Origin of the sequence: Pseudoalteromonas sp. P1-8, from assembly GCF_001399985.1 — a bacterium.
Classification (GTDB): Bacteria; Pseudomonadota; Gammaproteobacteria; order Enterobacterales; family Alteromonadaceae; genus Pseudoalteromonas.
Genome location: NZ_LJSO01000010.1, coordinates 114631 through 127402, shown reverse-complemented (window position 1 = coordinate 127402; position 12772 = coordinate 114631). Strand labels below are relative to the sequence as shown.

10 protein-coding genes are annotated in these 12772 nt (G+C 41.1%); 3 read left to right on the top strand and 7 right to left on the bottom strand.

The annotated features are described in order from the left end of the window. Positions 1-36: 36 nt before the first annotated feature. The 6 genes from AN213_RS14690 to AN213_RS14665 all read right to left on the bottom strand — a co-directional run bounded on the left by AN213_RS14690 (position 37) and on the right by AN213_RS14665 (position 7679). Complete coding sequence (locus tag AN213_RS14690; protein ID WP_054563530.1) at positions 37-1305, bottom strand: inorganic phosphate transporter; 1269 nt, start codon at positions 1303-1305, stop codon at positions 37-39. 43 nt (positions 1306-1348) lie between these two features. Beyond that, on the bottom strand, positions 1349-2026 hold the full coding sequence (locus AN213_RS14685) for a TIGR00153 family protein (protein WP_054563529.1): 678 nt from the start codon (positions 2024-2026) through the stop codon (positions 1349-1351). Between the two features lie 150 nt (positions 2027-2176). After that, positions 2177-2878, bottom strand: a complete 702-nt coding sequence (gene phoU, locus AN213_RS14680; protein WP_054563528.1) for a phosphate signaling complex protein PhoU — start codon at positions 2876-2878, stop codon at positions 2177-2179. Between the two features lie 47 nt (positions 2879-2925). Then, positions 2926-3753 carry a phosphate ABC transporter ATP-binding protein PstB gene (pstB, locus tag AN213_RS14675; RefSeq protein ID WP_054552475.1) on the bottom strand — a complete coding sequence of 276 codons (828 nt, stop codon included), beginning with the start codon at positions 3751-3753 and terminating at the stop codon, positions 2926-2928. A gap of 26 nt (positions 3754-3779) precedes the next feature. After that, positions 3780-5429, bottom strand: a complete 1650-nt coding sequence (gene pstA, locus AN213_RS14670; protein WP_054563527.1) for a phosphate ABC transporter permease PstA — start codon at positions 5427-5429, stop codon at positions 3780-3782. Positions 5430-5444: 15 nt separating this feature from the next. Continuing rightward, positions 5445-7679, bottom strand: coding sequence for an ABC transporter permease subunit (locus AN213_RS14665; RefSeq protein WP_054563526.1), 2235 nt, complete (start codon positions 7677-7679; stop codon positions 5445-5447). Between the two features lie 348 nt (positions 7680-8027). On the opposite strand from AN213_RS14665, the gene AN213_RS14660 reads away from it, so the two are divergent. From AN213_RS14660 to ppx, 3 genes are all read left to right on the top strand, one after another. Next, positions 8028-8534 (top strand): glycine cleavage system protein R, encoded by a 507-nt coding sequence (locus tag AN213_RS14660; RefSeq protein WP_054563525.1) that lies wholly within the window; start codon positions 8028-8030, stop codon positions 8532-8534. A 149-nt stretch (positions 8535-8683) separates the two neighbouring features. After that, a complete protein-coding gene (gene ppk1 / locus AN213_RS14655) occupies positions 8684-10765 on the top strand; it encodes a polyphosphate kinase 1 (RefSeq protein WP_055198967.1) in 2082 nt (693 codons plus the stop codon). Further along, entirely contained in the window at positions 10758-12245 is a 1488-nt protein-coding gene (ppx, locus tag AN213_RS14650; RefSeq protein ID WP_055198966.1) for an exopolyphosphatase, read from the top strand. The genes ppk1 and ppx overlap by 8 nt, the downstream gene beginning before the upstream one ends. A 29-nt stretch (positions 12246-12274) precedes the next feature. Here the strand turns inward: ppx and AN213_RS14645 are convergent, their stop codons facing one another. After that, the gene (locus AN213_RS14645; protein WP_054563522.1) at positions 12275-12730 is read right to left on the bottom strand and encodes a hypothetical protein; all 456 of its coding nucleotides are present in this window, start codon (positions 12728-12730) and stop codon (positions 12275-12277) included. Positions 12731-12772 lie beyond the last annotated feature (42 nt).

Here is a 12772-nt window from a genome sequence, read left to right as displayed (position 1 = left end):
TGAGATCTTTTCAAGCTAAAAGTCTTTTAGTACTTTTTATACCCCGAAGGCAGTTCTCAGTACATAGAAAATAACAATAGCAAGGGCTGCGCCAACTGGCAATGTAATTACCCAAGAAACTACAATGTTTCTTACAACACCCATGTTAAGTGCTGCAATACCGCGTGCCATACCTACACCTAAAACCGCACCTACAAGTGTTTGTGTAGTAGAAATAGGTAAACCAGTACCTGATGCGATAACAACTGTAGAAGCAGCAGCAAGCTCAGCAGCAAAACCACGGCTTGGTGTTAAGTGCGTGATACCTTCACCGATTGTTTTAATTACTTTCTTACCTAAAATAGCAAGACCAGCAACAATACCTAAACCACCTAGTGGTAAAATCCACCATGCGATAGCCGCTTTCTTAGCTATTTCACCGTTGTGCTCAACAATGTTTACAACAGCAGCTAGTGGACCGATTGCGTTAGCAACGTCGTTTGAACCGTGTGCGAAAGCCATACAACATGCCGTTAGTACCATTAGTACTGCGAACACTTTCTCAACGTTGTTGAACTGCATTGCTTTGTCAGCTTTAGGGTCAATTTTAAGGCGAGCAATCGCAATCTTACCGATGATAGCAACTACAACAGCAATCGCGATAGAAAGGGCATAACCTTCAACAGCACCTAAGTTGATACCAATGTGCTTTAAGCCTTTCTTGATTGTTACAAGCGACATGATGAAGCCCGCTAGACCCATATAGATAGGTACGAAACGCTTAGCATTTTTAAGTGGTGCATCAGTGTCAAAAATTAGCTTTTGCGCACTCATGAAAATCAAGTAAGCAATAAAACCAGAGATAGCAGGGGTAACAATCCAGCTACCTACGATACCCATTACCTTGTTCCATTGGATTGCTTCGCTACCTACTGCAACTAATGCGAAACCAATGATGGCACCGATGATTGAGTGAGTCGTAGATACTGGCCAGCCTAAGAAAGAGGCAATTAATAACCAGCTACCTGCAGCGAATAACGCGGCAATCATACCTAGTATCATTAACTCAGGTATGTCCATAAACGGCGTGGCATCGATAATCCCTTTACGGATTGTAGATGTAACCTCACCACCGGCAAGGTATGCGCCAGCGAATTCAAACACCATAGCGATGATGATTGCTTGTTTAATTGTAAGTGCTTTTGAGCCTACTGATGTACCCATCGCATTGGCAACGTCATTTGCACCAATACCATAAGCCATGAAGAAACCGACTGCGGCGGCAGTTAAAACCAATAACGTGCCGTAATTTGCAATGATATCCATTGTGTGAACCTTTAATTTTTTTCGTGTTTGAACTGATTTTTAATTAACGAGCTAACATCAGCTCAAGACGAGAACCTACGCGCTCTGCAATATCTGCAAGCTCGCCTACCCACTCAATGATCTTGTATAAGAACATCACGTCAACAGGGTTAAGTTCATTTTCGATGGCGCGCAATTGACGGCGAATTTTGATCTGCATGTCATCCGTGTCTTGTTCAATAGCGTCCAATTCAACGAGCATTTTTTCAACTAAAGTCACTTCGCGACCTTTGAAGCCCGTTTCAAGCAGCTCATCTAGCTCATTGATTGCTTTTGACGCTTGTTTAGTCGCATCAACACAACGAGTTAAATAAGCAAGGAAATCTGTTTGGATTTCGGTAGGTATGATCATCTCACGACCAACTACACGACCTGCGATATCTTTTGCTTTGTTAGCAATTTTGTCTTGTTGAGTAACAAGCTCTAGCAAATCGGTACGCTCAACTGGCATGAATAAGCCACGAGGTAGTTGAAGGCGGATGTTACGTTTCATTTCATCAGCTTCACGCTCTAAATTACGAATGTTTAGACGGATTTCTTCCGCTTCTTGCCATTCTTCTTTAAACACGTGATTAAAGAAAGGGATCAATGCTTTACTGGCTTGATGTACTTTCTTAATGTGATCTTCCATAGGCTTAATAGGTGATTTAGCAAAAACCCCTAAAAATGCATTTGTAGGCATAACTGACCCTTTATAAATTAGTATGCTTTGGCAGCTGCGAATTTTACAGCATTGTGTTCGATTGTGAACGCTTTTTCTGCCTTACATCACCAATAATAGACAAAGCGGCCTAAGGCCGCTCGGTTTAATAATGAAAAGTTGCGGTTAAATTTACAGCGACTTTTCGATATCTTCTTGAGATGTATGACGAATATCTTTGCCGTTAACAAAATAGATGATGTATTCAGCAATATTCTGGCAACGGTCGCCAATACGTTCTAATGAACGAACTGACCACACTAAATCCATAATTTTCGGGATTGAGCGTGGATCTTCCATCATATATGTCATGATTTGACGGGTAATTGCTTCGTATTCGCGGTCAACTTTGGCGTCTTCTTTATGTACTTCAAACGCACATTGCACATCCATACGTGCAAATGCATCAAGTACATCATGAAGCATTTTTGATACTTGGCGACCCATGTTTTCAATGTTCACCAGTAGGTCTTGCTGATCTTTTGTGAATGAGTCCAGCGCAACTTTAGCAATACGCTCAGCTTCATCACCAATACGCTCTAAATCGGCAATTGTTTTTGCAATAGCAATTACAAGACGTAAGTCACTCGCTGCCGGCTGACGACGAGCGATAATGCGTGTGCATTCTTCGTCGATGTTCACTTCCATTGCATTTACTTTGTAGTCGTTTTCACGAACTTTTTGTGCAAGATCGGCATCACCATTACTAACAGCATCCAGCGCACTGTTTAGTTGTTGCTCAACTAAACCACCCATGTTTAATACATGGTTACGCACATTTTCAAGCTCTTCATTAAAGCGGCCCGAAATGTGTTTATTGATATTATGTTCCATTGTCTACCTCTATAAATTTCGTTTACGGTACCAAGTGACTTTATTGACTAACCGTAACGGCCTGTAATGTAGTCTTCTGTTTTCTTCTTGCTTGGTGTTGTAAATAACGTATTGGTATCTGAATACTCAATCAACTCACCCATGTACATAAACGCAGTTTGGTCTGATACACGAGCAGCCTGTTGCATGTTGTGAGTAACGATTACCACGGTAAACTTATTCTTTAAGTCGTTAATTAGCTCTTCGATAACTAAAGTAGAAATTGGATCTAGTGCCGATGTAGGCTCATCCAGAAGTAGTACTTCAGGCTCGATAGCAATTGAGCGAGCAATAACAAGACGCTGTTGCTGACCACCCGATAGGCCAAATGCACTATCGTGTAAACGGTCTTTAACTTCATCCCATAATGCCGCGCCACGTAAAGATTGTTCAACCACTTCGTCTAGTTTACGCTTTTCTTTAATACCTTGTAAGCGTAGGCCATAAACTACATTTTCGTAGATTGATTTTGGAAATGGATTAGGACGTTGGAATACCATCCCGACATTTCTTCGTAGTGCAGCAACATCTACATTCTTATCATAGATATTGTGACCATGTAGTAAGATCTCACCATCAATACGACAGCTATCAACAAGGTCGTTCATACGGTTGATACAACGTAAAAGTGTTGATTTACCACAACCCGATGGACCGATAAATGCTGTTACCTGACCTTTCGGGATGTTCATATTTACGCCGCTAAGCGCTTGTTTATCACCGTAGTATAGATCTAAGTTTTTAATCTCTAACGCTGTTTGTTCTGCAGTTAGGTTATCTAAATCTAGCTTTGCCGCGCTTTTCGCTTGGTTTACTTGTGGTGCAACTGTAATCATCTCTGTCTACCTATAAAAATTCTGTATTAATGCTCAAGAGCTCTAAACTTTTCGCGTAAGTGGTTACGAATACCAATCGCGGTGATATTCAGGGCGATAATTACTGATACCAGTAAGAATGCCGTGGCATATACCAGCGGACGTGCCGCTTCTACGTTAGGGCTTTGGAAACCAACATCGTAAATGTGGAAACCTAAGTGCATAAATTTTCTATCTAAATGTATGTATGGGAAGTTACCGTCAAGTGGCAGTGTTGGCGCCATCTTAACAACACCAACAAGCATTAGTGGTGCTACTTCACCGGCTGCACGTGCAACCGCTAAGATTAAACCTGTCATAATCGCTGGGCTTGCCATCGGAATGATGATACGCCATAGCGTTTCTGCTTTTGTTGCGCCAAGTGCTAATGAACCATGACGAACCGTACTTGGAATACGTGATAAACCTTCTTCAGTCGAAACAATAACAACAGGAAGCGTTAAAATTGCTAGCGTTAAAGCAGACCAAATCACACCTGGCGTACCAAATACTGGGCTTGGCGATGACTCAGGGTAGAACAATTGGTCAATACTGCCACCTAGCATGTATACAAAGAAACCTAGACCAAATACACCGTATACAATCGAAGGTACACCTGCAAGGTTGATTACCGCGATACGGATCATCTTAGTCACGGCATTTTTTGCTGCGTATTCATGTAAGTAAATAGCTGCAACAACACCAAACGGCGTCACAATCACTGCCATTAGTAATACCATGAACACGGTACCGAAAATCGCTGGGAATACACCGCCTTCTGTGTTTGCTTCACGTGGGTCATCTGCTACAAACTTACCAAGTTGTACAAAGTAATGACCAAGCTTAGCAAAGAAGCCCATGTCATTAGGGAACCACACATCAAGAACTTGATACAGAGGTATAGTAACCACTTCACCGCGCATGTCTCTTACAGTTACTTGGTCACGCTTTGCTTGTTTACGAAGCGCGAATAACTGCTTTTCTAATACTGTGTATTCAGCACGTAACTCAGCACGAGTTTGTGCAAGCTCAGCAACACGCTCATCGGTTAGTTCGTTATCAAGCTGGTATGCTTTTTCTCTTAAGCGTAAACGTTCAAGCTCATAGTTAATATGACCAATGTCACCATTTTGTAAGTCTAACGCTTGGTCATTCAGATCAACAGCACGGTCTACAAGATCATAAAGCACGTCGATTTTGTTATCAGTGATAACTTCACCGTCTTTAATAACCTGTTCTACATAACCGTAGAAGTTACCGTTTTTACTACGCTCGAATACAGCAAGCTCAGCTGGCGCAGTACGCGATGTGATGTCTGTCTCTAGTACCCAACGGAAATCTAGAGCTACGTACTCACGGTTACCTGTTTTAATCAATAAACGCTCTAGTTGCTCTTTATCGTAATGAGATAAATCAACGCCCGTCGCCTCAATACGTGATTTTGCAACTAGTTCACGGTCATAAATCTCACCGATCACTGTTTGTTTTTCAACTGAGCCTTGCAGCTCAAATTGCACTACTTCTGATGGCCAGAAAAAGCTTAAACCTTTCCAAGCAATCATGGCTAGTAAGCCAAGAACCGAGATTAAACTGATGCTTACCGCACCGCCGGTCATCCAAATCCAAGGAGAACCAGACTTAAACCACTGCTTTACCATGTCGTGTCTCTCCACCTACATTGAACTGTATTTATCACGCAGTTGCTGTCGAACAAACTCAGCCACTGTGTTGAAAATGAATGTGAATATGAATAATACAAATGCTGCTAAGAATAGAATGCGATAATGCGAGCTACCTACCTCAGACTCAGGCATTTCTACCGCGATATTCGCTGCAAGTGTTCTCATACCCTGGAAGATACTCCAGTCCATAATAGGTGTATTACCTGTTGCCATTAGTACAATCATTGTTTCACCTACAGCACGGCCTAGACCCATCATTACTGCTGAGAAGATACCTGGGCTTGCTGTTAGTAATACTACGCGAACCAATGTTTGCCATTGTGTTGCACCTAGTGCTAATGAACCGTTTGATAAGTGCTTAGGAACACTGAATACCGCATCTTCAGCAATTGAGAAGATAGTCGGGATAACAGCAAAGCCCATCGCAATACCAACAACTAGTGAGTTACGTTGGTCAAACGTCATACCCAGTTCATTGGTTAAGTACTGACGCACATTGCCGTCAAACATCCAAAGCTCAATTGAGTTACTCATCGCAAACGATAACCAGCCGATGAAAATAACCACTGGAATAAGTAAAATTGAGTGCGAACCTTCAGGAATACGGTGACGAATTGACGCCGGTAGCTTGTTCCAGCCAAAAGCCGTTAATAAAATAGCGATTGGTAGCAACACCAATAATCCAATAATCGCAGGTAAATGCTCTTCAATTAATGGTGCTAACCAAAGACCCGCTAAGAAACCTAGGATTACCGTTGGTAATGCTTCCATGATTTCTACAGTCGGCTTAACCACTTTACGTAATTCACTCGACATAAAGTACGCCGTGTAAATTGCGGCTGAAAGCGCAATTGGTACCGCAAATAACATTGCGTACATTGCCGCTTTAATCGTACCGAATGAAATTGGCACTAATGAGAACTTAGATTCAAAGTCATCACTTGCAGACGTTGACTGCCAAATGTAGCCCGGCTCTGGGTAACCTTCGTACCATACCTCTTGCCACAACGCAGACCAAGTTACTTCTGGGTGCTCGTTATGAATTTCAATTACTTTTAGCGCGTCATCAGCAAGAATAAGTGCCGCATTTGAACGTGGCGCTATTGCAAAGTTTTGAATTGGACCTTCGCTTACTTTACCTTGCCACAGTTTAGCATCGCTAGTTGTGTAATAAATGCCTAGCTCACCGTTAGCGCCTGCTGTGAAGAAGGTACGACGGTAGAACTCGGTGAAAATGTTTAGTTTCGATTGCTTGCTGGTTTCAAATGCACGAATCTTTTGGAACTCACGGCCATTTTCAGTGTTTACTTCAAACCACTGTGAAACTTCGCCATTATCGTTAGCAAGCATCAGTGAGTTGGCACCAGCCAATAGCTGAGTTGAAACTAGGTTCGCGTTTTCTTCGTTAGCTGCAAGCAGTTGAATTTGCTCAACTTCAGAAGGGTAACGGGTATCATATACGTAAATTTGATTTGCTGAACGCACGAATGTACGTGTTGTATCTGGTGAGATTAATAGCTCATCAACACGACCTTCGATATCAAGCTCAGTACGCTCAACAACCCACTCTACTTCGCCGGTGAACATGTTTTCTTCACCCACAAAGCTGCTGAATATAACGCGCTTGTCAGCCGTTAAAGCAACAACAGCTGTTTTATCTTCGTAGTGGCTAAATGCAAATTTAGTGATTGCCGCACCTTGCTCATCAACTTCAAGCGCCATATCACCCAACGGGTAATCTAAGCGTGGTGTTAACTTGCGTTGATTGTTCGGGAATGTCACTAAGAATTTTGGCGCAACCACAACCACAGAGCCATTTTCTAGGCCGTATGCGTATTGCCCCTGAAACGGTGCAGAGCTTGCGAAGCTGCTTACATCGCTTGGTAATTCTGTATTAAGGGTGGTGATCTTTTTACCAAATTGCTCTTTTTCAACATTGTAAAAGTCCACATTACCTTTTTCACCGAGTAAAAAGGCAATTTCGGTTTGTTCTTCAATGCCAAGACCCACAACTTCTGACGCATTTTGTAGTTTTACACTGTTACGTGTATCTACTTTTGCTGACTCAAAAATAGGTTGAACAACATAAAGAAGGTAAAAGAATATAAGTAGCAGTGCTACTAGCACCATTACGCCACCTGCGGAAATACCCCACTTGGCAAACCTGTCTTTAAATAGACGGCTTCTATCCGTATGAAAGGTAGGTTTATTCGGATTGGAAGTCATCAAAACACCCTTAAATCTTAACGTTGCGCGCATTATATTTCACCAAGATGACAGTAATGTTACAAACGTCATAATTCAGTGTAATAAAGCGAGTATTTCAGGGACGTATTTTAAAGTTAAAAAATGACCAAATTGCGACATTGCTCTGCATATTTATAACGACCAAATTCACAACCTAACAAACTGTTATAACTAATTTTTTATAACTATATGGAAAAAATTGGACAAACAATAAAACTGCATCAATACTCAAGATGACTTATTTTTTTCGACAATAAGAATCATTTTTAACCAACGCCTCCTTCCTTTTATTGCATTTTTCAGAGGCATTTTTACAGAGATATAAGTATGAAGCAGTTAGTAATTACTATTTTGGGGCCAGACAAACCCGGCCTAGTTGAAGACCTTTCAGCCACAATTTTAAACCATCATGGTAACTGGTTAAGCAGTAATTTGAGCCACCTTGCAGGTCACTTTGCAGGGATCATTGAGGCAGCAGTACCTGAAGAGCACCTGCAAGAGCTGCAAGACGCATTGCATAGTTTGCCGTATTTAGAAATCAGAATTGAACGCGGCGCCGAAACACTTTCAGAAGAAAAATCTGAACAAATCAATTTTGTCATTACTGGCAACGACAGACCTGGCATTGTGCAAGAGCTTGCCAGCGTTATTCGTCACAAAGGGGCGAATATCACTCACCTAAATTCGAAACAACAAAGTGCACCAAACTGGGGTGTGCCAATTTTTAGTGCTGTTGCCACCGTTGCTTTGCCAATAGGCATGAACAAAGACGAAGTAATCACTGCACTTGAGTCTATCACCACAGACCTGATTGTTGATATTGAGGACGCATAACAAGCAAGTTTATAGGGATATTTAAACTTAAACTAAGCTTTAAAATTAACGACATACATGTCACATAACTGACATGTATGACGTTAACGTCATACAAACGTCATCTGCATCCTCTATATTCTAACTAGCTATAAACGTTGGAAAACCAGATGAACGCATCACACTCTTCTTCTCAAGCCGTTAACTACTTTGCCAAAGAGCTAAGTTGGCTGTCTTTTAATGAACGCGTGCTGCAAGAAGCTAAAGATAAATCTAACCCGATTATTGAGCGCATGCGCTTTTTAGGTATTTACTCAAACAACATGGATGAGTTTTTCCGTGTTCGTGTTGCCGATGTAAAACGTCGAATTTTACTTAATAAAATTCCTGATGCGAACTTTGAAGAAGACGAAATACTACTTCATCAGATCCAAAGTAAGGTGCTGCAGCTTGGTAAAAAGTTTAACCAAATTCATAAAGACATTTTAAATGACTTAAACGAGCACAATATTCACGTTGAGTTACCTGAGGAGCTATCTGAATTTCACTTGAGTTGGCTGAAAAAATTCTTCCACGACAATGTGCTGCAACACATATTGCCGATTTTACTCTCTGAAAAGAAAGACTACTCAGATCAAATCAACGACACCATGACCTATTTGTTTGTCGAGATGACTAACCAAAAAAGTCATTATGCCATGATGGAAGTACCAACCGACCGCGTATCTCGATTTGTTATTTTGCCACCAGAGAAAACGCGCCGTCACAAAACCATTGTGATGCTAGATGACATCATCGCCTACTTTATTCGCGATGTGTTTAGCAGCTTTTTTAGCTTTGATGATATTCAATGTTATGCCATCAAATTGACCCGTGATGCCGAATACAATTTAGATGACGAGCTTGAAGAAGGCTTGCTCGATAAAATGTCAAAAGGTCTAAAACAACGTATTTCTGCAGAGCCTGTGCGCCTTGTTTATGACGAGAGCATGCCAGCTGAGATGCTTAAAGTGATGAAAAAGCGCCTTAATATAAGCCAACATGATGCGCTGATCCCCGGCGGTCGTTACCGTAATTTCCGCGATTTTATTGCGTTTCCGAATGTTGGCCGCCAGTATTTAGAAAACAAACCACTGCCTGCATTACAAAGTACAGCTTTTAACAATCACTCAAGTGTGTTTGATGCCATTTCAGAGCAAGATATTTTACTGTATTACCCTTATCACACCTTTAATCATTTACTTGAGTTTGTACGCCAAGCTGCTTTTGACCCAGATGTAACCCAAATTAAGGTCAATATTTATCGCGTTGCGAGCCAGTCTCGACTTGTCTCTACGCTTATTAATGCAGCAAAAAATGGCAAACACGTAACCGTTATGGTTGAGCTGAAAGCGCGTTTTGATGAACAAAACAATATTGAATGGGCAAAAACCCTAAGCAATGCTGGTGTTAAAGTGATCTTTGGTATTCCTGCGTTGAAAGTGCACAGTAAGTTATGCGTTATTCACCGTAAAGAAAAGAACAACATAGTGAAATATGCCCATATAGGCACGGGTAACTTCCACGAAAAAACCGCCAAAATCTACACTGACTTTAGCTTATTCACCAAGTTTGAGGGCATTAGTGAAGAGTGCGATAGTGTGTTTAAGTTTATCGAAAGCAGCTATAAGCCATTTCAATTTGATCATTTGATGATTTCGCCAGTCAACGCAAGACAAACTATTATGTCGCTAATTGATGCTGAAATAACCAATGTAGAACATGGTAAGGCTGGTCGAATTACGCTAAAAATAAACAACCTTGTTGATAAAGAGCTGGTTGATCACCTCTACTTTGCCGCAAGACGCGGTGTGAAAATTCGCATTATTGTGCGTGGCATGTGTTCGTTAGTGCCCTCTGCCGTTAACGAAAATATTCGCATTATTAGCATTGTTGACCGCTTTTTAGAGCACCCTCGGGTGATGGTGTTTCATAATAATGGCGACGAAAAAGTGTATATTTCATCGGCAGACTGGATGACCCGAAATCTTGATCACCGTGTTGAAGTAGCCACACCGATTTATGATGAAAAATTAAAACAGCTTATTATTGATATTCTTGAGCTACAGTTTAAAGATAGATCAAAAGCGCGCATAATCGATAGCGAACAAAAAAACAGCTATGTGCGCCGTGGCAATCGTAAAAAAATTCGCTCGCAAATTGCCATTTATGACCACCTTAAGAAATGGGAAAGTAACTATAATAATGAATGATTATCCCTCAATTGCTGCCGTTGATTTAGGCTCAAATAGTTTTCATTTAGTGGTGGCAAGAGAGGTCGATGGCTCTTTGCAAATCTTACATAAAGAAAAACAGCGCGTTTACTTAGCTGACGGTTTAGATGATAAAAATCATTTAAGCCAAGAAGCAATCGAACGCGCGCTGGCGATTCTTAAGCAGTTTGCTACTACCTTGCAGGACTTCCCCCTTGAGAATGTCAAAGTGGCGGCAACTTACACATTACGCCGCGCTAAAAATATTCATTCGTTCTTAACCCAAGCAAGTAAAGTGTTTCCTTACCCAATCGAAGTAATATCGGGGCAGGAGGAAGCGCGCTTAATTTACCAAGGTGTTGCCCATTACATTCATCACGATGAAAACCGCTTAGTCATTGATATCGGCGGCGGCAGTACCGAACTCATCATTGGCAAACACTTTAAGCACAAGCTACTTACTAGCCGCAATATGGGCTGTGTTAGTTACACCAAGCAGTTTTTTGCAGATGGACAAATCACTGCTAAGCGATTTGCCAAAGCTGAAGTTCGCGCAGAGCAAGAACTCGAAGTGATTTTTGCCAACTACTTATCGGCTGGCTGGCAATCAGTGGTGGGAACATCAGGCACAATTAAATCTATCCTTGCTATGATCAACGCTAACGATGCCGAGCAAGAACTGATTACATTAGAGCGATTATTAGAACTAAAAACTCAGTTTATTGCAGCTAAACAAATAAAAGCGCTACAAATTGAAGGTCTTACACCTGAGCGGCAAGTGAGTATTTGTGGTGGTTTAGCTATTTTAATTGCGATATTTAGGCTGTTTAAAATCGAAGCGTTGCAATACAGCGACTTTTCACTTCGTGAAGGCCTGCTACATGAAATGCAGCAAAAGCTCGCCCACAAAGATATTCGCACTAATACCATAGCGAACCTATCTGAGCGTAACGCCATAGATAAAGAGCATGCTAACCGCGTCTCGACAACTGCAAAGTGGCTGTTTGAACAAGTAAAAGAGGCATGGCAACTTACCGATCCTGACTACATCAACTTGCTAGATTGGGCCGCGCAACTGCATGAAATTGGCTTAGGGGTTAATTCATCAGGGATACATAGGCACAGTGCGTATATCGTTGCGAATAGCCAATTACCAGGCTTTACGCAGCAACAACAAACCTTGCTTAGTTGCATGATCCGTTTTTATCGGAAAAAAATTCGTTTAGAAGAGTTTCCGGCACTGCATACCATGCAGCATTATGAAATATTGCAGCTTATTGTGATTTTGCGCTTAGCGGTACTACTGAATCAAAAGCGTATTACCGATCAAGGTTTTAAACTTGAGGTAACAGCCAAGCAAAATAGTATGTTCTTAAAGTTTCACAATAAGTGGCTTAAAGAACATACCTTGCTTTTAGCTGACTTACAGCAAGAGCAAAAATACCTTAAAAAAGTCGGATTCTTACTCGATTTTCATTAAGCGGATTAATAGATTAATAAATTAATCGATTACATATCCATATGGCGATTTGAGCTTTGCATCATTTGCTTAAGGCCTTGATGTTCAAGCTCAAGTAAACGTTCGAGCTTTTCTTTGCTTTGCTCTGTATCAGCTCGCGATACCAAGTACTCGTATAAGTCGATTACTTTTTGGTGTTGCGTGGTTAAGTAAACCTGAATCGCCTTTTCATCAATTTGCTGATCTGTGCTGATATCGTTAAAAGTAATTAGCTCTGGGTTTTCAGCAAAATACTCATAGCAATAGGTATCTAGCGTGTTTATTTCTGTAATGGCTTTAAAGCCAACGAGATCTTCTGCTAGTTTCTTCTCATATTGCAGATAATAGTCCACCAGCATTTGATTATGCTCGTCCAGTAAGTCTTTAACACTGTGGAAATTGGCTGCCATTTGAGTATGAAATAACACGGTCCAATCATAAACTTGTTGTATTGTTTTAACTTGCATGTGCATTCCTTATCAAAATCAATTTAATATGACTCTGCATAA